This window comes from Blautia sp. OM07-19, from assembly GCF_003481595.1.
Taxonomy (GTDB): domain Bacteria; phylum Bacillota; class Clostridia; order Lachnospirales; family Lachnospiraceae; genus Blautia_A; species Blautia_A intestinihominis.
In genome coordinates, this window is the sequence record NZ_QULA01000001.1 from 349,314 (window position 1) to 370,651 (window position 21,338).

A 21,338-nucleotide genomic window follows, 5' to 3' on the forward strand; every position below is an offset into this window, starting at 1 on the left:
AAATGCCATAGAATGGAGAGTTATATGAGCGATTATAAAAATGTATTGAAGAAATGTGCAGATATGGGAATTGATTTATGGACTGAAAATGGGAAATTAAAGTATAAAGCAAGTACAAATACTTTATCACAAGATATACTTCGAGAATTAAAAAAATATAAGGAACAGATTATAGAGTATCTGGAAAAAGAGAATCAGGATTTGATTATTGTCCATGATGATGTAAAAAGATATGAGGCTTTTCCATTAACTGAAGTTCAGTCGGCATATCTTTTAGGAAGAGAAGATTATTACGACTACGGAAATACTGCGTGTCACGTTTATCAGGAATTTGTATATGAACGTTTGGACGTTGCTAAAGTGGAGATGGCATGGAACAAATTAATCCAGAAACATGATGCACTAAGGACAGTTATCTATAAAGCTGGTTATCAGAAAGTGTTAGAAACGACGCCATATTTTGAAGTGCATGAATACAAAAATATGGAGGATGGTTCAAAGGAACTTGAGAGAATTAGAGATGATTTTGGGAGAAAAGTGTTTCCATTAGAAAAATGGCCTATGTTTGAAATTGCAGTATCACAATTTGAGGATAAGTCACGATTACATTTTTCAATGGATTTTTTGGTTGCGGATTGGGCAAGTATATGGATGCTTTTGGAAGAATTTGAGGACATATATTTCCATAATATCATGGAATCATCTACTGATATTACATTTAGAGATTATGTATTATTTGAAGAACGTAAAAAGCAATGTCAAAAGTATGAGGAGGACAGAGCATTTTGGCAAAAAAAATTGCCACATTTTTGTTTGGCACCATCATTACCTAATTTGAATACAAGAAAATCTAAGACTGTAGAATTCGAACGTTATTCTCTGCGGATGGGAATTGAAGAATGGAAAAAGTTTAAAAAGAATTGTGCAAGTCATAATATCACACCAACCGCAGCAGTTCTAACCGTCTATGGAACAGTTTTGAAAAAATGGAGTTTTAACAAAGACGTTTGCCTTAATTTGACAGTTTTAAATCGAGAGACTTCAGATAAAAATATTAATAAAGTTGTTGGTGATTTTACAAAAATCCTATTATTAGAAATACGGAATCTGCATGATACTTTTTCAGATATGGCGCAGGATATTAATGCTACATTATTTGAAAGTTTAGACCATTGTGGATATTCTGGTGTAGATGTAATCCGTGATATATCTAAAACAAAAGGTAGAGAATATGCAAGTATGCCATATGTTTTTACAAGCGCTATTGGTTTGATAAAAAATTCTTTACAGGGTAAATATGAGGGTATTGGAATTTCTCAAACACCACAGGTATTTATTGACTGCCAGGCAATGGATGGAGATTTTGGTCTGCAAATAAATTGGGATGTAAGAAAAGGAGTTTTTGAAAATCAACTTATTAGAGATATGTTTCAGATTTTTGAAATGATTTTGAATCAGCTGGCTGCCGATCAAGATATGTGGGAGAATAAATTATCAATTGCCCTGCCAGAAGCGCAAAGGAAACAGCGGGAACAAGTTAATTGTAAAAAAGATATATTTGATGATAAGTTGCTGTATACAGATTTTTTGAAAATTGCAAATATATATCCGAATTATCCGGCAATATATGATGATTTGGGAACTATCACATATGGTGAATTGTTAAAATTATCTGCTAGTATTGCGGCTAGATTACAGGAAGAGGGAGTAAAAGAAAATGATAAAGTTGTAGTTATGATACCTAAAAATAGGTATCAGATAGGTGCTGTGTTGGCTGTATTATATTTAGGTGGAGCGTATGTTCCTATTGATATTACGTCCCCAGTTAAAAGAACAGAAAATATTATTTCACAGTGTAATAGTAGTGTTGTTTTAAAAGTAACAGAAGTAGAATATGATGGCTTGGCAAAAAAAATTAATGTTAATGAAATAGACTATAACAAAGAAAAAAAGGTTGACATAAAAACTTATGATACGAAAAAGCCGGCATATGTCATTTTTACTTCTGGAACAACAGGGGTGCCTAAAGGTGTAATTGTGTCTCATCACGCTGCATTGAATACGATTTGTGATATAAATAAGACTTATGGTGTTACAAAAACTGATTGTGTATTAGCTTTATCTAAGTTAAATTTTGACCTATCTGTATATGATATATTTGGCATGCTATCAGTTGGAGGATCAATTGTTTATGTGAATGATTCAAACTATATGAACCCTAAATATTGGCATGAAAAAATTGTTGAACATGGTGTAACAATATGGAATTCTGTACCGGCACTAAAGCAACTCTATTTAGCATATTTAAAAGAAGACGATCAGACCTATAAAGAAAATATAAGATTGTGCCTTTTATCGGGAGACTGGATACCACTTGGGATGCCAGAAGAAATTAAAAAGCACAACAAATATGAGAAAATCATATGTTTAGGAGGTGCAACAGAAGCTGCGATATGGTCTATTTCACACGAATATGACGGGATAAAAGATGGATGGAAAAGTATTCCATATGGGAAACCGCTTGCCAACCAGCAACTTTTCGTAGTAGATGATAATGGGGAGGATTGTCCAGTGGGGTGTCCGGGAGAATTATATATTGCAGGAGAAGGTTTGGCTGATGGATATTTGGGAGATGAAGAATTGACAGAGAAAAAATTCTTCTATAGTAAGGTTCATCATTGCCGCGTTTATGCAACGGGGGATCTTGGAAGATATATGGATACTGGTGAAATTGAGTTTTTAGGAAGAATGGACACTCAAGTAAAAGTTCGAGGATATCGAATAGAATTAGGGGAAATAGAGAATGCTTTGGTAATGCAACCTGAAATAAGTAATGCAGTAGTACGAATTAATACTGAAAAAAAAGACTTGCCAATTGAAGCAGTAGTGGAGATTGCTAAAATAAACTCTCAAGAGAAGGATGCTATTTTGGCGCAGAGTAGAAAGTTAATAAAAAGTCTTGAATGTGTCAATGTTGAATTTGAACAGATATTAGACAGGACTAATTATAAATATGATTTTGCTAAAAGAGATGAGATAGCATTAATTTCGGTATTACATGGCTTGATTAAAGTAGGTTGTCTTTATAATGGATGTACATTAGAAGAGATTATAAATAGCGAAAAAGTTGCCCCCAAATATCGTTGGTTATTGTCACGTTGGGTAAAAGTATTAGAAGAAAAAGGCTATATTTTAAAAACAGAAGATGAAAAATATTCTATAGTGAAATGTTATTCAGATGAAGAATATTCTTATCTTATGAATGATGTATTTGAGAACTGGGTTGAAGAATATGGTGATATCAACTTGATGAGTTATATTAAAGACAATGCTGTACAATTGCAGGGAATATTGGAAGGAAATATAGATCCAGTTGGTGTTTTATATCCAGAGGGTTCAACAAAATATACGGAAGCACTATATGTGACTAGTTCTGTTGCTAAGATTATTAATAATTACTATTGTCATTTTATTTTGGAATATATTAAAAATAATTCCGATAGAAAAATTAGAATATTAGAGATTGGAGCTGGAACGGCGGCCACAGCAAAACCGATCATACAAGCATTAGGAGATACAGATTATGAGTATTATTTTACGGATATTACAAAATATTTTTTCCCAGCAGCGAAGAATTTTTTTAAAGATAACCATCGAGTTGTTTTGCGGCAATTTAATGTTGATGAAGATTATAAAAAACAAGGATTTCAACCCAATTATTTTGATATAGTTATTGGTGCGTATGTACTTGAAAATGTAAAAGATATTAAAAAAAGTATAAATATTATTAAGGAGTTAGTCGCACCACAAGGATATCTATTGTTTTCTGAACCAGTTAGAAATGAGCCTTGGATATTGGCTTCACAAGCACTGATGATGACGGAGCCGGAAGATGATATTAGGAAAGACACTTTTTTCATCCCACCATCTGGCTGGATTGATGTATTGGATACTTGTGATATAACGTCTTCTACGAATACATTTCCAGAGGAAGAGTCGTCTTTGTATAATTTAGGGGCAGTATTGTTTATTAAACAATTCAAGACCAATACATGCTTAGTGAACAGAGAGAAGATAAAGGATAACATTTTAAGATATATACCTGAATATATGATGCCATCCTCTATGATTTATTTAAATGACTTTCCATTATCACTAAATGGAAAAATCGATTCAAAAAAATTATTTACATATGTACCAGAAATAGTAAATGATAAAATTGGAATTTCCGATAAAAGTGGTATTCAAAGTGAATTGGAAAAAAATATTCAAGAAGTGTGGAAAGAAATTTTGGAAATTGATCAGCTTGGAGCAGAGGACAATTTTTATGATCACGGCGCAGACTCGTTGATTATGGCTCAAGCGGTAACGAAAATTAGGGAAAAATTAAGAATAGAGATTCCATTTGAATCTTTATTGAGGGAGATGATTAATACACCTACAGTTCATGGTTGTGCTGAATATATAAGTAAGCATAGAGTGCATAATATTAAAGATAAAGAGGAAGAATTGCCGTTATTTTTCGTTAAAGAGTTTAATGAGACATCTAATGTAGATAGAGTAAGGATTTTAGTACATGGGGCATTAGGAACTGTTGAAAATTATTCAGATTTAGGAAATGCATTATCCAAACAAAATATAGGACGGGTTGTTGCATTTGGGATTGCCGATTATACGAAATATATGCAAATTGACACAAAGAATCTTCTGTCTACTTTAGCAAGTCAATATGTAAAATATATTTACGAAAAAGGATGGAAGAATATTCAGTTAATTGGATATAGTTTTAGTGGAAGTATTATAATTGAAATGGCAAGAATGCTAATGGAACAAAATGTAAATGTCGATAATGTGGTAATCATTGAAGGTGGGAGCATACCCATTAATATTAAATCTTCTATTATTATAGAATTGTTATTTTTGGATAGTATGGGGATCTCAGAGACTGTCTTGGGGATTAGCCAAGTAGGAATATTAAAAGCGGTATTTGAGGCTGTAAAGGAGCAAGGACTCCCAAGTGTTGATGATAATACATTGCTGTCTATATTGCAAAATGATATAGATAAAGAGAAAATGGTAGAACTAATAAAAAGGGGAGAAAGTGAACGTTGGGAAATGTATCAAAAATTTTCCGATAGTAAAAACTCTTTGAAAGCTCTTTTTGGTATATATAGAAAATCGTTTGAAGCATTACAAACACTTCCGGATATATATTTTGGGGATGTAACATACTGTAGTGTAAAGGAGAGGGAGGGAGCCTATGAAAGTTTTGATGAGATTACCATCAAATGGGAAGATATTTTATTAGGAAATATAAAACAGGAAATGATAAACGGAAATCATTATAATTGTATTACAGAAAAAAATGCTGAAAAAGTAGCAACACTTTTAATGCATGAATTAGGAGTATCACAGATAGAGCAAGTTAATGATCTGGTTACGGATTATAAAGAGGAAGCCATAACAGAGAAATTTTTGATAGAAAATGATTTATTCATCCAATTTGCATTATATAAGAGGAAAGAAAGTATTCTGTATGCAATGATTTGTTTTATGAAAAGCAAAGATATCTTTGCTGACGATAATACTGAGTATACTTTTGATGAAATGAAAGAAAAGTTAAATATTGCTCCTAAAAATGAAAAAATATTGTTGCGTTGGTTAAGAAACTTGAAAGCATATGGAATTATTCAAGCTACAAATAATCGGTATAGGTTATGTTTACATATAACAGAGGAACAATTTGAAGAAACATGGAGTAAAATGTTAGCACTTTGGAATGGAAAATTGTGTAGTGAGTTAGGAAACGAATATTTACTTAACAATATTAAAAAACTTTCAGAGCTATTTTCGGGACATGTGAACCCAACACATTTACTGTTTCCAGAAGGGAAATTTGACTATGCAAATGCATTATATAAAGAAACGTTTGTGTTCAAATTTTTAAATAATTTAGTTCTAAAGTCGTTGAAAATGGTTGAACAATCGAATGGAAAGTTAGATATTTTAGAATTAGGAGCAGGAACAGGTTCTACGACGGATGCCGTACTTGAGCTAATTAAAGAAAATAATAAGGTAACATATTTTTATACCGATATTTCACAATTCTTTTTAAAAGAGGCTCAGCGAAGATATGCAGATATAGACAATATATTATATTCACAATTAAACATAGATGACTTAAATTTTGATTCCAAGGTGGATATAATAATTGCTAACGGAGTGCTGAATAACGCAAAACACATAGATAGTACGTTTGAAAAAATGATAAATTTGGTAAGACCTGGAGGAAAAATATTTATCATTGAGCAAGTGGCAGAGTCTTTAGAAATACTGGTTTCTCAGGTATTTATGATGGAGGATATTGATAATAGTACAGAGAGTGAGACATTTAGAAGTGTTGAAGAATGGAAACGTATATTTAACAATGATAGGATAGAAAAAGTAGAAGTATATCCTGATATGCATTTTATAGAACAAAGGCTGTTTATAATATCCTGCAATTAAGAAACAATTGATATGGCTGCTCTCAAACCTTTACTGAGAGCAGTCGTTAATATATCTTTTTAATTGTGCTAGCTCATGAGAATTTTTTAGGAGTGACTAGTGTGAAAGAAAGTAGAGGACAGATATAAATGAGTGCACTTAAATAAGCTGTCTAAAAAGAGAAAGAATTTACAACTCCTCCTCCCGTGCTTTGTAGTATAGCTTCTTGAAACTATTATTGCACAGAGTAAGGGGGGGAATCTTTCGTTACTATTTGTGCCGTTGACTGAAAGGCAGCGGAATGGAGATTAAGATGGAATTTGAATCAGAAAAAATAATTAGTAAATTTAATAAAGGAACAATAGTGTTAGTTCATGGCGCTTATCATGGTCCATGGTGCTGGGAGGATAATTTTAAGCCGTTCTTTGTAAAACGAGGATATAGTGTTATAGTGGTCAATTTTAGTAATCCAAATCCAAAAGTGAAAATAAATGACTATATAGAACATCTCAATGAAGTGGTGGGAGAAATTAGTGGAAAAGTTTATTTTATTTCACATTCGTTAGGAACTGCAATAGTGGAAAAATATATTACTAAGTTTTCGCCTAAATTAGATGCCGTTGTCTTTTTGGCTCCTAGTCCAGTAATAAAAAGACTTCAAAAAGCCTTCCTTGTTAATTTTCATAATATAATGAGGAGTAAAAGTTGTTTCTACTTTTCTAATCGCCTAGATGAAAGTGTGGAAAGCGTTTATCTGGATAAGTTTACTGATGAGTCAAGGCAAATTGAACTTTTAATGATTCGCAAGAAAGTACCTGTAGGTTATGAGTGGAATTATAAGACATTAGTTATGGGGTCATTAAATGATAATTGTATGCCCATATCAGTGCTTCTGGATACTGCTAAAATTTTCAAGGCAAAATTGATTATTTATCAGGAGCATTGCCATGATATGATGTTAGATCCTGCGTGGGAAATCGTGGCGGAGGATATTCTGGGGTTTATTTTAGTATAGTTTTCTTTCGGGCAAATATTAAAATGATTAATCGACTTATTCGGATGTAAAAAGAAATAATTCTTTATAAATGATTTTTATAAAGTAAGAAATTTTGAGATATCACAATTTAATAAAGTGCTTTACTGAAAATAAGGAAAAATTGGGTGAAGTAAAAAGATTATTTTCATTTTCAAAATTGATTTTTCGGTAGAATTTAGTCATGATAGTTAAAAAGCATGAACAAGAAAAAATTAGTTGCATTTTTTATATTCTTGAACCTCACCGAAAATCATTGATTCTGTAGTGTAAGAGTAATTTCTACTGCTGTTTTTGAGAATAACCAGAAATATCAAGTGAAATTTGAGGGCAAAACTAAAATCAACTTACCTCCGCAGCAATGAAAATTGATTTTTTACTTTAGCTAAGTAAAAAAATTAAAATTAAAATGTCAATCCCCCTTGACAAAGGAGATTTTCCTGCTATAATTAAAACAGTGTTTTGAATACGATGTTTTGAAAACACCGTTTTAATAAGAAAGGTGGATGAGCGATGGCAAGTAGGATTGAAGGATTTGACGAGAAAATTCTTTCCTGCGCGAAAGAAGAATTTTTAGAAAAAGGCTATACGGATGCTTCGATACGGACGATTGCTCAAAATGCCGGTGTCAGCACCAGTACAATATATACGCGGTATTCAGATAAAGAGGGATTGTTCCGCTTTCTTGTGGAACCGGTAGCTAAAGGTCTGAAAGAGTTATTGCGGCAATCATTAAGTGATTTTTCTTCTTTGACGGGGCACGAGCAGAACGAAAAATTTATGGAATACTCAGATCGTGGTTTTGAAGCTGTGATTGCATATATCTATGAATATTTTTCTGAATTTAAGCTGCTGATTACCGGAGCACCGGGAAATTACTATCAGGAATTTTTAGAAGGATTAGTAGAACTGGATACGAACTGCACAAAGAAATTCTTGATTCAAGTTGGAAGTAAAACTCTGACGGAAGGGCGAGTTACAGATGGATTCCTGCACGTTGTTTCCAGTGCTTTTTATTCTGGTATATTTGAAGTGGTGATTCATGATATGCCGATGGAAGAAGCAAAGAATTATATCAATGAGTTACGCGCTTTTTATGGGAATGGCTGGAAAGAATATTACCGGAAATAGAAAGAAGGTGCGAAGGAAATGCAGAAAACAGAAGAATTTTGTGTGGACGAAAGCGGATGGATACACTGCCCTTTTTGTAAATGCAGAACGCGGACAAAGATACGGGCAGACACTTCATTGAAAAACTTTCCAATATTTTGTCCCAAATGCAAACAGGAATGTTTGATAGATGTTGACAACATGAAAATACGATTATCAGTAGTGCCAGACGCTAAGACGCAGAGCCGATAATTTGTTTGTGTAAAATTACATGACAGATTATCGGCTTATTCTTTTGAATAAGAGTTAGTGAAATCTAACCAAAGGAGGGATTTATATGAATCAGTCACAGGGCGGAAATCCGTTTGGCAGGCTTGTAGAGTTTGCCAGACCGCATAAGACTGGCTACATCGTTTCTGTTGTTCTTGCTGTGTTGGGAGTTGCCTTTGGTATCGTCCCCTATTTTGCAACAGCTAGAATGACGATTGAGTTACTCTCCGGGAATCAAGATTTATCATTTTACATGGTATGGTGTCTGATTTCCGGCGGCTGCTTTGTCCTAAAAGCAATATTGATGGGAATTTCCACGAGGGCGTCCCATGAAGCAACCTTTGAAGTGCTGTCCGAGGCAAGGCGGAAAATTGCTTCAAAACTTACCAGAGTGCCTATGGGCTATATTCTCAATACTCCGTCCGGGCAGCTAAAAAATGGCATGGTGGAACGAATTGAACAGTTAGAGGTTCCCCTTGCTCATGTAATCCCGGAAATGACTTCAAATCTTCTTGTACCAATCGCAATCATCGTTTATCTGTTCATCTTGGACTGGAGAATGGCGTTAGTATCGCTGATTACTATTCCTGTTGGAATGATGTGCTACATGGGAATGATGAAGGAATATCCCAAGAAGTATGGGGAAGTTGTAAAAGCTGGAAATCACATGAGCGCAACAACGGTAGAATACATCGGCGGTATTGAAATCATTAAGGCATTTAATCAGGCAGATAATTCCTATCAGAAATTTACAGATGCCGTCCATGCAAACGCAGATCTGATCTTAGACTGGATGAAAGATACACAAAAATATTCGGCGATTATGATGAGCGTATGGCCTGCTGCACTGATTAGTGTACTTCCGGTGGGGTGTCTGTTTTATATGAATGGCACTCTGTCAGCAGCAACCTTTATTACAGTAACAGTTTTGTCATTAGGAATTGCAGGACCTCTTGTTGCGGCTATGTTTTTTACCGATGATATTGCAAAAATAAGTACGGTAATGGGAGAGATTGACAGTATATTGAATCAGCCAGAACTTGTTCGACCAAAGGAAGCGTGTAATTTACAAAATCTTGATATATCTCTGGAAAATGTGCATTTTGCATATGATGAAAAAGAGGTTTTAAAAGGAATTGATTTGATAATTCCACAAGGGAAAACTACAGCCTTTGTAGGACCGTCCGGCAGCGGAAAATCAACGATTGCAAAATTGATTGCGTCCTTTTGGGATGTAACCGGAGGACTGATTACGATTGGAGATAAAAGTATCAAAGAAATTTCCACTGACCAACTGAACGATTTGATTTCTTATGTATCGCAGGACAACTATCTGTTTAACGATACAGTGCGTAATAATATCCGTATGGGAAAACCGGGGGCAAGTGATGACGAAGTAGAACAGATTGCAAAAAAATCCGGCTGTCACGAGTTTATTGTGAATCTTGAGCATGGATACGAAACTATAGTCGGGGGTGCTGGCGGTCATTTATCCGGCGGAGAGCGTCAGAGAATTGCGATTGCTAGAGCCATGTTGAAAAATGCTCCTATAGTGATTCTTGATGAAGCAACATCATATACCGATCCGGAAAATGAAGCAGTTATACAGGAGGCAATCAGCCGACTGACAAAGGGTAAAACCTTGATTGTTATTGCTCATCGTTTATCAACGATAATAGATTCTGACCAAATTGTTGTTGTTAAAAACGGAACGATTCAGGCAAAGGGAACGCACGAGGAATTGTTAAAAGAGTGCAGTCTTTACCATACGATGTGGACAGCGCACATGGATGCAAAGGAGGTGAAAACTATATGATACGTTCATTTCGGAAATTCTTTGAATTTGCGGGCCACCAGAGCCGGAATTGGTATTTGGGACTCTTTTATGAAATCATACGCTGTATTTTAGAAGCTCTGCAATTTGCTGCTCTTCTGGTAGTTTTGGATGGATTAGTTCGTGACAATATTACTACACAGACCGCTCTGCTTGCCTTTGGTATTATGCTAGTCAGTGTGATCGGCACCATTATTTTTTGGTATTTGGCGCATGGCAAAGAAGGCGAAGGCAGCTACCGAATGTGTGAGGACAAGAGGATTCAAATTGGCAACCGCATGAAATATATGCCGATGGGCTATTTCAACAGCCATAGTCTGGGCAATCTCACATCCGTTTCAACAGCGACCATGAGTGACCTTGAAAGTATGTCCTTTGCTATCATCGTGCGGACTTTGGTGGGAGTAATCCACGCCAGTATTTTTTCTATTGCCATGTGCTACTTTAGCTGGAAGATTAGTTTGATCTTTTTGGTTGGCGTGATTTTGTTCATGGTAATCAACACAATGCTCCTGCGCTGCTCCAAGAGATTATCTCCCATACGATTAGAGGCGCAGACGGAGTTCATGGACGCCGTACTGGAATACATACAGGGAATGGGTGTTGTGCGGGCGTTCCACATGGCAAAGCAGTCAAATACCACGCTGGAAAAATCCATTGACGAAACGCAGAAGAAAAACCAGCTTATTGAAAGGCAGCGGATTCCCTATATAGCCGCTGAGCAGGTTGTCCTTCGGATTGCCAGTGCCGCCGCTGCTTTCTGCTCTATCGCACTTTTTGTAAACGGTACGCTGAAATTAACATATTGTCTGATAATCTTAGTATCGGCGTTCATGGTATATAGCCAGTTGGAAAGCGCGGGAGAAATGTTCTTTATGCTTTCAATGATCGATGCTTCTATTGATCGTGTGGAGGAAATCAACCAAAGTCCTCAGATTGACATTGACGGCAAAGAGCAGACCCCAGACCGGCTGGATATTGAAATGCAGGATGTGAGTTTTTCTTACGGGGATAAAAAAGTGATCGACCATGTATCGCTCACAATTCCACAAGGAACCACAACGGCGATTGTCGGCCCGTCGGGTTCTGGAAAAACAACACTGGTAAATCTAATCGCGCGCTTTTGGGATGTTGACAGCGGAAGTGTCCGTATCGGTGGCATTGATGTTAAAGATTACAAGCTGGACAGCCTGATGAAAAATATCAGCATGGTATTTCAGAATGTGTATCTGTTCCCGGACACGATTGAGAACAATATTAAATTTGGTTCCCCTAACGCTACCCATGAAGATGTGGTGAAGGCAGCAAAGGCGGCAAGGTGCCATGACTTCATTTCAGCATTGCCGGAGGGCTACCAGACGGTAATCGGAGAAAGCGGTGCGACCATTTCCGGCGGCGAAAAGCAGAGGATTTCTATTGCAAGAGCGATTATGAAAGATGCGCCCATCATTATTCTTGACGAGGCCACAGCAAATGTCGATCCCGAAAATGAAGCAGAGCTTCAGAAAGCGATTGAAGCGCTGACACAGGGGAAAACAATTATTATGATTGCCCATCGGTTGAAAACCGTAAAAAATGCGGATCAAATCATCGTTATCGACCGTGGTAAAATCTCTCAGCAAGGTACGCATGATGAACTTATCAAGCAAGCAGGTATTTATGCGGATTTTGTTGGCATGAGAGAAAAAGCTATCGGTTGGAAAATCAAGGCAGACAGCCTTGCATAAAAGAAAGGAGTTCCTACAATGGACAAGAAAAAATTGAACGCAAAAGACTTTATCAACATTGGTATCTTTACTGTCATCTACTTTGTGATGTTCTTTATCACGGGTATGCTGGGGTACATCCCTATCTTTGCAGTTATCATTCCATTGGTGTTGGGAATACTGGGCGGCATCCCGTTCATGCTGTTTCTGACAAAGACAGGGAAATTCGGCGCGGCTACTATTATGGGTACGTTGGTCAGTGTCCTCTGCTTTCTGATGGGACAAAGCTGGATTTCAATTCCGTTTGGAATCGTATTAGGTTTCCTGGCTGATTTGATCTTTAAGGCTGGCGAATATAAAAGCTGGAAACATACTGTGCTGGGATATTGCGTGTTTACCGAATGGGTAATCGGCTCCATGCTGCCTATGTGGATTATGAGAGATACCTTTTTTGAGGCTTATAGAAGCAAGGGAGGTACGGATGAATACATCAATGCCGTTATGGGTCTTACCGCTAACTGGATGCTACCGGTAGTTATTGTTTTAGGCATCGTCGGCGGAGTGATCGGCGCTTATTTAGGCAAGGCAATTTTGAAGAAACATTTTGTAAAGGCGGGCATTGTTTAATGAAACCAGAATTATTACTGTCAGTTGATTCGGAGCGGCGTTTCTGGCTTGACCCAAGAACAAAGCTATATATGCTGGTAATATTCAGTATTGTAATGATTGACGGAAAAACGGACGGTATTAGTTTCTGGTTAAAGCCGGTTCTGGCATTAGTGCCCTTTTTCCTCCTCCTTTCGGGCAGGAGGAAAAAGGTTGCCATCATCTATTTGATTGTTTTTATTGTTTCATGGACGGTAAACGTGTTTCTTGTTCCGTATATGGGACTGATAGGGACAATTATAATATCGCTGCTAGCTCAATTTGGAACAAGATGGTTTCCCAGCGCCATGATGGGCTACTATCTTCTTTCGACCACAAAGGTTAGTGAATTTGTCCTTGCCATGCAGCGTATGCACATACCAGAAGCATTTATTATTCCGTTTTCTGTTATGTTTCGGTTCTTTCCTACAATTTTCGAAGAAGCGGAATCTATTGGAAACGCTATGCGTATGAGAGGAATTACGGAAAAAAATTTTTTTAAGAATCCACAAGCAGTATTAGAATATCGAATTGTCCCTCTTATGATGTCCGTAGTAACAATAGGGAATGACCTGTCAGCGGCAGCGTTAACAAGGGGATTAGGAAACGGTAAAAAACGAACAAGTATTTGTAAAATCGGTTTCCATTGGAAAGACTTTGTGATTATGTTTATTGTTACGGTTGCCCTGTTGGTGTTTCTGCTTTTTTCGGGAGGGCTGAAATGATAGAGTTTAAAGATGTATCTTTTCAATATGAACAAGGTAGTTCAAAAGGAAAAATCAAAAATATAAATTTGACAATCCATGACGGAGAGATTGTTTTGATTTGCGGAGAGTCAGGTTGTGGAAAGACAACTCTTACACGTTTAATAAATGGGCTTATCCCGCATTATTATGAGGGGACACTTACCGGACAGATGATTGTAGAAGGAATAGATGTAAAGAATGTATCCTTATATGAACTGTCGGGTGTAGTTGGCTCTGTCTTTCAGAATCCGAGGACACAGTTTTTTACGGTAGATACTACAAGTGAGATTGCGTTTGGATGTGAAAATTTGGGAATTGACACAGAAGAAATCAATTCACGAATCGAAAAAACGGTAGATGCGTTAAAAATTGAAGATTTGTTGAATCGGAGCTTATTTGCACTATCTGGCGGGGAAAAACAGAAAATTGCCTGCGCATCTGTATCGGCAATGGAACCATCAATTTTTGTATTGGACGAGCCATCTTCAAATCTAGATATTCGGTCAATTAGAGAATTAAAAAATGTGCTACGGAAATGGAAATCACAGGGGAAAACGATTGTGATTGCTGAGCATCGCTTGTATTATCTGATGGATATTGCAGATAGGGTTTTACTTATGGAAGATGGGCATATAAAAGAAAACCATGCCGTTTCGGATTTTAGAAAAAAATCTACAGATGAATTACATACTTTGGGACTTAGAACTTTACAATCAGAGGATTTTAGCAAAACGCAAAGTATAGTCAGTGCAACAAAACAACTGTATATTCGGGACTTTGAAGCCTCTTATAAAGATTCTTCCGGGAGGAAGAAGAAAAAGCATAAGGTATTGGATATATCGGATTTGATGATACCGCAAGGTTCGGTGGTAGGAGTAATCGGCAACAATGGAGCCGGAAAAACTACCTTTGCTAATAATCTGTGCGGACTACTTCAGGCAGGGAAAGGCTGCATGAGCATGGATGGAAAAACATATATGGCAAATCAGAGACTTAAAGTCTGCTATATGGTTATGCAGGATGTAAACCATCAGCTCTTTACAGAAAGTGTGATGGATGAAATTTTGCTTAGCCTGGACAATACAGATGAAGAAAAGGCAATGCTTGAAGCAGAACAGATTATGGAAAATCTGCATATTTCAGAGTTTAAGGAAGCACATCCGATGTCATTGTCTGGAGGACAGAAACAGCGGGTAGCCATTGCCAGTGCGATTGCGTCCGATAAACAGATTATTGTCTTTGATGAACCTACAAGCGGATTGGATTATCGTCACATGAAGAAAGTAGCAAAAAATTTACGGGAATTGAGTGCATTAGGAAAAACATTATTTATAGTTACTCATGATCCGGAACTGATTGCGGAATGCTGTAACTACTTTGTATTTATTGAAAATGGAAAAGTGCTATGGAGTGACGGTTGGAACAGAATAAGCAGGGAACGACTACAAAGGTTCTTTGATTTTGAGGGCAATTGATGATGAATATTCATGCGTCTGGAGAAGATTACTTAGAAGCTATACTTGTTTTGCAAAAGAAAAAAGGTAGGGTTCGTTCTGTTGACCTTGCTCTGCATATGGGTTTTAGCAAGCCAAGCATCAGCCATGCGGTAGGTCTATTAAAGAAAGAAGGATTGCTTACAGTTGATGCAGATGGTTGCTTGCATTTGACCAATATGGGAAAAGATGTTGCTGAAAAAATCTATGAACGCCACCTGTTTTTCACGGAACAGCTTGTAGCTGTCGGGGTTGATCAGAAAACTGCAGAGCAGGATGCCTGTCGGATAGAACATGCGATTAGTGAAGAGTCTTTTCAAAAATTGAAAGCTTCAGTTAAAAAATAGAGTAATGGTGCAGTAGCATCAAATAGATTATTCTGGTTTTGTAATATATATTTAAACAATAAAGTACTAACAAACATCATCTATATATTGTGCTTGTAATATTGACGTAAACAAAATCTAGTGCTATGATAAATGTGTAAATAGTTTCATTCGGGAATACCCTGAATAAGAAATTTCATTCCGGAACGGTCCGGAATTAGTAAGCAGATTGTGCAAAGCACACCGGAGAAGTCCGTTTGGGCTTCTGGAATATTGGTTCAGGCATCAGCCTAAAAACAGAAATGACATCAAAAAGCAAAGAATTGTTTTTTGGTGTCTTTTTTTACTTTATAGGAAACTGCTCATACGGAGCACTCTTGAATGAAAGATGCCCGCCGGTAGACGGGCATACTAAAAGGACGGTTGTGGTTTAAAAGATATAAAAACCCTCTTCGCCAAAATCGTCATCATTGATATCATCAAATTCGTGAAAGAAGTAATCCATATCCAGAAGTTCATCGTCGCTCATAGAGCGAACTTCAGCAGAAGTCATGCCTTCCGGTGGATTTTTCATATATTTTTCTCTAAGTTCCTTTGCAAGCTGGGCTTCTGTAATGTATTCGTTTGAAATTGCCCGATGCAGTTTCAGATCAGATTTACGATGTCTGGCATAGAGTCCGTAATAACGAATCATTTTAAAATGTTTTTCCGGGATATGCTGAGTGAGCATAGAGATAAAGTCAAGTACAGGAACAGTTTCGGTAATCAGCTTTTCATCTTCATGACGGTTGTAATGAAAAGTAACAAAGTCGCCATCGTAAGAATCAATACGAGAAGTTGAGATGACAGGGTGGCCAAGATAGCGACCGATATATTTAATGACTTTGGATGGTTCACATTTATTCGGAAGTGCACGGACATAGAAACCATTTTTATGATTGGCGTAGATAGAGGATTTCACTTTTTTAAAGGAGTCTCCAAGTCTGGAGAGAAGTTCACTTAAAAGAGTGGTCTGAAAAGAATCACGAAGGAGCCGGTAGTTAAAATGGTCGACCTTGCGCCAGGGTATAGAGGTTCCAGCACCGCCTTCAGAGAGAAGACAGTGAATGTGGGGATTCCATTTAAGATCACGTCCAAAAGTGTGAAGGACACAGATAAAACCAGGGGTAAAACGCTGAGATTTATTGATCTTGAAAAACATACGGGAGATTACACTGTTGACGGCTGAAAAAAGGCAGTTTAAAAGGGAACGGTCTTTTAAGAAAAAAGGGCGGAGTTCTTCGGCAATGGTGAAAATACAATGTCTATGAGGAGTTTTTATGATCTTAAAGGACATAGAAGTAGTGCGGTCAATGGAGTATTTATTGCCGCAGGTCGGGCAAAAACGACTTTTGCAGCGAAAGGGGACAAATTTAAGATTACCGCAGTGTCCACAACCGTACATAGCACCACCAAAAGAGGGATTCCCGCAATTGATCATTTTATCAACATTTTCGATAACGGAGTCACGAGGATGCTGGAGATAGATCATTTCTTCATAATGCTCTTTGAAAATTTTTTGTAGTATATTCATAGAACCATTATGAAGTATTTTAAATAAAAAAGAAACCCCTTATCCCCTCATGAATGAGGGGCAGGAGAGCTGAAGTGTCGAAGACACTTTTTTATGATGAATTGTAGAAATTACCAATGGAGGACACATGGGAAAGGGAAGAATGCTGAATGAAAATGAGAAAGAAATAAAATTCCGGATTTGTAATTCGGGAGGACGGATACTTTACTTCATGGATATGGAACTGACGGATGAAGAACAGGTGAGAATGATATGCCAGTTGAATCAATGGTATTCAGATACGGATCAGGACGTGGAAGGATTTGTGGAGGAATTTTACTGGTTTGTAATAGGAATCATGGACGATATGATTCTCCTGAATCCAAGATATCTTCTTTTAGAAGAGGTCATGGAGCAGTTCTTGCTGTTGATGCCGAAAACAAGACGTAGATGCTATGGAACAGGCTGGGTTCGGAAAAATATCTGTCCTGCTGGGACCCCCCTTTCAGAGAGGAGTGCGGAGATTGATTATAAGTCTGTACATAAGAAAACAGATTTCCTCTGAGTTCATCCAGTGAATGAAACTATCTGATATCAAGCCCTGCCATCCACTGATCTTTCATGGTGCGGAACCAGCGCTCAATTTTTGCCTTCTGTGTCGGGGAGTATGGCTGATCATAATGGATGACAGAACCGATCCGGGCTGCAAGCAGTTCCATCTGCTTGTTTTTATAGCTTCTGCCATTATCAAAGTTAAAAAGTTGTGGGCGGCCGTATTTTGCAACGGCAGACTTAATGACCGACATAAGATTTACAAAGTTATCGTGAAAAAAGACATCAATGCCGACAATGAAGCGGCTGGCATCATCAATCAGCGTAATGATATATACCTGGTGTTTCTTACCATCGACAGTTTTTAAATAAGGTCCCACACTGGAATCTCCGCACCAGACTTCATTGACGTGAGGTCTTTCATAACGGCGCATATCAGGGTTTGTGGATGTTTTAAACTGGACTGCCAGCTGGTTGATATACTGGTTGGTTAATGGTAGATGCCGATACTTCCCCATTTTTAATGCTGCCATTGTCCTGAAGCTGGGAAGATTTAGAAGACAATAATTGAGTCGTCAGTGCAATCTTATTTATCTCTTGTGACGGAAACAGGTTTCCGTTTTGCCGGAAGTAAGTCTGAATTGATTTCAGGAGCATCGAGCAGTGCAGTAAAATTCTGCTGAATGATATCCAGTGTCTTTTGTTTTTTCTGTAATTCTTGCTTTTCCCGGACAGTAGTAGCCTGTTCAGATTCAAGATTTTCAATCAGCTTTTGAACTTTATTAGAGCTTGGGATTTTGGTAACGCCGAGATCCTGAAGCTCTTTTTTTAGTGAATCGTGGAGCTGGTATTCTGCCTGATGTTTGGTGCGGTATGCTTTTGGATTTTTAGCAGATTTACAATCTTCAATTACTTTACGACAAAGCCGGTAAGAATCGCAGTGTTTCTGAATGACTTTCTGCATGCTCAGCTCATTGTTGATTTGCGTTATTCTCTGCTCAGCCGCTTTAACAGAAGCATCGACATCAGAAAGATGCTGTTGGAAATCTTCATAATTCAGCAGATTATTTTCGGAAAGATAGTTGAAGGTGCGGGCTGCCTCTTTCAGATTATTGAGTTTTGCCCAACGTTCAAATCCTTCTCGATTGCCGGTCGTAACATAAGTGGAAATATTGATATACAGGCGAGCTTCCCTGGACAGATGCTTTGGAGCTTTCGCTTTGCTACGATTTTTAGCCAGACGGATGCGAACATTTTCTTCGGAATAATAGCTTCCGAGAGATTTCATATAAGTGAAGTTCTTCTGCTCCGGTGCACGGAAGGACAGGTGCTTTCCCTGCCGGACTTCATATCCGGCTAACTGCATCTTTTGCAGAAATTCCTCATAGTTGATGGAAGTCCAGATTGATTTATCAACTGCGACACGTAGCTTGGCTTTCCAACTGGTGCCACGATGATATTCCATGTTCTCTTTATAGCTTTTACCTTTTTCTCCGGTTGGCATGCTGGTGGCAAGTCCATTTTCATGGCAGATACGATTACTGATTCTGCAGAGTTTATGGTAGCTCCGCTTATTGGAAACATACTTGTGATGATCAACAAAGCTTGCAGCGTTGAAGATGATATGATTGTGAATATGATTTTTGTCAACGTGTGTGCTGATCACGTACTCATATTTTCCTTTCAGCACTTCGTCAGCAAATTGTTGACCTAAGCGATGGGCATTTTCGGCATCAACTTCTCCAGGTTTAAATGATTGGATCAGATGAAATGCCAGGTTATCGCCTTTATCCATTCCATTCTTTTTTGCCATTTCTCTTGTCATAGAAAATTCAAGATCTGCAGTTTCCGGGGAACAGCCAAAACTGGAAACTAACAGTTTTTCATCTGTCTTATCTGGATTTGTAATATAGTCCAGAGCTTTCTTGTCAGTTACCTTAATGGGGAAGATTTTAAGATACGCCATAATTCTTTCACCATCTCTTTCAATTCTTGCATTTCTTCTGGATATAGATCTCCGGTGGTATTTACCTTTTTTGCAATCTGGTTGATATTTACACCAATCTTGTGCATTTCCTCATACTGTTTCTTCAGTGGGGTGGTATCGGTGTTGACGATGTAACCATCGATTGCCATCTTACGCAGATAAGCTCCCATGTTTTTGGTTTTTGATTCTATCATCTTCCTGCGTATAAGCTTCCTTTCTTCTTCGGTGACATAAAAATGGATTTCTTTGTTTCTCTTTCTTTCAGCCATTGGTGGGTTCTCCTTTCTGAGAGGACAGTAGTATCGTTGCTTTCAACGTTTTTCAATTTAGGGCAGGGTACCCTAAATTGGGATTTCCCGGAAGTGTATCCTCACTTCCTGTCCTTGCTGTTTTACCCCTCTATTAGTTAAAGTCAGGAGAACCGGGAAAATGCAAAAGAATTTGGCAGGTAGCACGGGAAGTGAAAATATGGTATGATTATGGGCAGGATATCAGGAGAATCAGGAGTTGAATAGATTGTGAAGAAAGAAGAAATTTTTGAATATGTGAAGAAACAGTATGGTACGATGCCGGAGTATTTATGGGCACAATCACCAGATAATGCTGTGTTGCGACATAAGAATGGAAAATGGTATGCTGTGGTCATGAGCGTTGAAAAATGCAAACTAGGATTAGAAGGAAATGAATTTGTCGATATTATGGATGTAAAATGTGATCCGGAAATGACAAGTATGATTATTCAGACCTTTGGATTTTTGCCAGGATACCATATGAACAAACAGCACTGGATCACAATTTTACTGGATGGTTCAGTAAGTGAAGCAAAGACATTAGATTTTTTGGATATGAGCTATGATATGATTGATGGGAATAGAGGAAAGGAAGAATGATGAGAAAGGTAATCGTATATTCATCTGTGCATCATGGAAACACAGAGAAATTAGTAAAGAGCATTGCAGAAGAGTGTCAGGTTGATTTGATTGATGCTGTAAAACAGCCAGATGCAGATCTGAGCAGTTATGATACGATTGGGTTTGCATCAGGAATCTATTTTTCAAAATTTCATCAGTCGATATTGGGATTTGCAGAGAAGAATCTACCGGACGACAAAGGGGTATTTCTGATCTGTACTTATGGTGGAAGTGCGAATTATAAATCCATAGAGCAGATTTTGGGCAAGAAGCATTCTACAGCAATCGGAAAATTCGGATGCAAGGGCTATGACACATTTGGCCCATTTAAACTGGTGGGTGGTATAGCAAAAGGACATCCAGATGGAAAAGATATAAAAAATGCAGTTGAGTTTGTAAAAGGACTCTAAATAGTTTAGCGAAAAAGAAAAACCGGGGAACGGTCCTCGGTTTTCTGATATTTGCGGTTCAGTCTTCAATTTGAAAAATCTCTTCTACTGGCATTTTCAGATAATGTGCCAGACGGATTGCAATTTCGAGAGAGGCATTTCGCTCACCACGCTCAATGCGTCCGATGGTATCACTGCAAGAACCGACAGCTTTTGCAAGATCTGCCTGAACGAGATTTCGTTCTTCACGGATATCTTTAAGTGTGTTGTTAATTGCCATTTTATCACTTCCTTTATT

Annotated in this window: 17 protein-coding genes and 1 pseudogene; 13 read left to right on the plus strand and 5 right to left on the minus strand. The window is 37.5% G+C overall.

Annotation, left to right across the window (positions count from 1 at the left end; all coding sequences use genetic code 11):
• The first annotated feature begins 24 nt into the window (after positions 1–24).
• The 10 genes from DXC01_RS01430 to DXC01_RS01475 all read left to right on the plus strand — a co-directional run bounded on the left by DXC01_RS01430 (position 25) and on the right by DXC01_RS01475 (position 15,670).
• Positions 25–6,507, plus strand: coding sequence for a non-ribosomal peptide synthetase (locus tag DXC01_RS01430; RefSeq protein ID WP_158583606.1), 6,483 nt, complete (start codon positions 25–27; stop codon positions 6,505–6,507).
• Positions 6,508–6,799: 292 nt separating this feature from the next.
• Positions 6,800–7,501: an alpha/beta hydrolase gene (locus tag DXC01_RS01435; protein WP_158583607.1), complete on the plus strand. Its 702-nt coding sequence runs from the start codon at positions 6,800–6,802 to the stop codon at positions 7,499–7,501.
• 531 nt (positions 7,502–8,032) lie between these two features.
• Positions 8,033–8,650, plus strand: coding sequence for a TetR/AcrR family transcriptional regulator (locus DXC01_RS01440; RefSeq protein WP_118698063.1), 618 nt, complete (start codon positions 8,033–8,035; stop codon positions 8,648–8,650).
• 18 nt (positions 8,651–8,668) lie between these two features.
• On the plus strand, positions 8,669–8,881 hold the full coding sequence (locus tag DXC01_RS01445) for a cysteine-rich KTR domain-containing protein (protein WP_118092818.1): 213 nt from the start codon (positions 8,669–8,671) through the stop codon (positions 8,879–8,881).
• Positions 8,882–8,966: 85 nt separating this feature from the next.
• Positions 8,967–10,715, plus strand: a complete 1,749-nt coding sequence (locus tag DXC01_RS01450; RefSeq protein ID WP_055059664.1) for an ABC transporter ATP-binding protein — start codon at positions 8,967–8,969, stop codon at positions 10,713–10,715.
• Positions 10,712–12,460, plus strand: a complete 1,749-nt coding sequence (locus DXC01_RS01455; protein ID WP_055059663.1) for an ABC transporter ATP-binding protein — start codon at positions 10,712–10,714, stop codon at positions 12,458–12,460. Before DXC01_RS01450 ends, DXC01_RS01455 begins: the two co-directional genes overlap by 4 nt.
• Before the next feature lie 18 nt (positions 12,461–12,478).
• Positions 12,479–13,066, plus strand: a complete 588-nt coding sequence (locus DXC01_RS01460) for an MptD family putative ECF transporter S component (protein WP_055059662.1) — start codon at positions 12,479–12,481, stop codon at positions 13,064–13,066.
• On the plus strand, positions 13,066–13,809 hold the full coding sequence (locus DXC01_RS01465; RefSeq protein ID WP_055059661.1) for an energy-coupling factor transporter transmembrane component T: 744 nt from the start codon (positions 13,066–13,068) through the stop codon (positions 13,807–13,809). Before DXC01_RS01460 ends, DXC01_RS01465 begins: the two co-directional genes overlap by 1 nt.
• Complete coding sequence (locus tag DXC01_RS01470; RefSeq protein ID WP_055059660.1) at positions 13,806–15,305, plus strand: ABC transporter ATP-binding protein; 1,500 nt, start codon at positions 13,806–13,808, stop codon at positions 15,303–15,305. Before DXC01_RS01465 ends, DXC01_RS01470 begins: the two co-directional genes overlap by 4 nt.
• Positions 15,306–15,307: 2 nt before the next feature.
• Positions 15,308–15,670, plus strand: a complete 363-nt coding sequence (locus DXC01_RS01475; RefSeq protein WP_118698170.1) for a metal-dependent transcriptional regulator — start codon at positions 15,308–15,310, stop codon at positions 15,668–15,670.
• Positions 15,671–16,079: 409 nt separating this feature from the next.
• Here DXC01_RS01475 and DXC01_RS01480 read toward each other — a convergent pair whose 3' ends face one another.
• Positions 16,080–17,222: an IS91 family transposase gene (locus tag DXC01_RS01480; protein WP_199704950.1), complete on the minus strand. Its 1,143-nt coding sequence runs from the start codon at positions 17,220–17,222 to the stop codon at positions 16,080–16,082.
• A gap of 127 nt (positions 17,223–17,349) precedes the next feature.
• Here DXC01_RS01480 and DXC01_RS20960 point away from each other — a divergent pair, with 127 nt between their 5' ends.
• Positions 17,350–17,766, plus strand: coding sequence for a hypothetical protein (locus DXC01_RS20960; protein WP_330427618.1), 417 nt, complete (start codon positions 17,350–17,352; stop codon positions 17,764–17,766).
• Here DXC01_RS20960 and DXC01_RS01485 read toward each other — a convergent pair.
• From DXC01_RS01485 to DXC01_RS01495, 3 genes and pseudogenes are all read right to left on the minus strand, one after another.
• Positions 17,669–18,299 (minus strand): annotated as a pseudogene (locus DXC01_RS01485) (transposase); the annotation flags it as partial. The gene DXC01_RS20960 and the pseudogene DXC01_RS01485 overlap by 98 nt on opposite strands.
• Positions 18,300–18,339: 40 nt before the next feature.
• Positions 18,340–19,719, minus strand: a complete 1,380-nt coding sequence (locus DXC01_RS01490) for a relaxase/mobilization nuclease domain-containing protein (RefSeq protein ID WP_054337251.1) — start codon at positions 19,717–19,719, stop codon at positions 18,340–18,342.
• Positions 19,686–20,009: a MobC family plasmid mobilization relaxosome protein gene (locus DXC01_RS01495; RefSeq protein WP_015528451.1), complete on the minus strand. Its 324-nt coding sequence runs from the start codon at positions 20,007–20,009 to the stop codon at positions 19,686–19,688. Before DXC01_RS01495 ends, DXC01_RS01490 begins: the two co-directional genes overlap by 34 nt.
• Before the next feature lie 249 nt (positions 20,010–20,258).
• Between DXC01_RS01495 and DXC01_RS01500 the strand changes: the two genes are divergently transcribed.
• Positions 20,259–20,630 carry an MmcQ/YjbR family DNA-binding protein gene (locus DXC01_RS01500; protein WP_054335618.1) on the plus strand — a complete coding sequence of 124 codons (372 nt, stop codon included), beginning with the start codon at positions 20,259–20,261 and terminating at the stop codon, positions 20,628–20,630.
• Positions 20,630–21,061 (plus strand): flavodoxin family protein, encoded by a 432-nt coding sequence (locus DXC01_RS01505; RefSeq protein ID WP_054335660.1) that lies wholly within the window; start codon positions 20,630–20,632, stop codon positions 21,059–21,061. The genes DXC01_RS01500 and DXC01_RS01505 overlap by 1 nt, the downstream gene beginning before the upstream one ends.
• 58 nt (positions 21,062–21,119) lie before the next feature.
• On the opposite strand, the gene DXC01_RS01510 is transcribed toward DXC01_RS01505, so the two are convergent.
• Entirely contained in the window at positions 21,120–21,320 is a 201-nt protein-coding gene (locus tag DXC01_RS01510) for a helix-turn-helix transcriptional regulator (RefSeq protein WP_054335619.1), read from the minus strand.
• Positions 21,321–21,338: the final 18 nt, after the last annotated feature.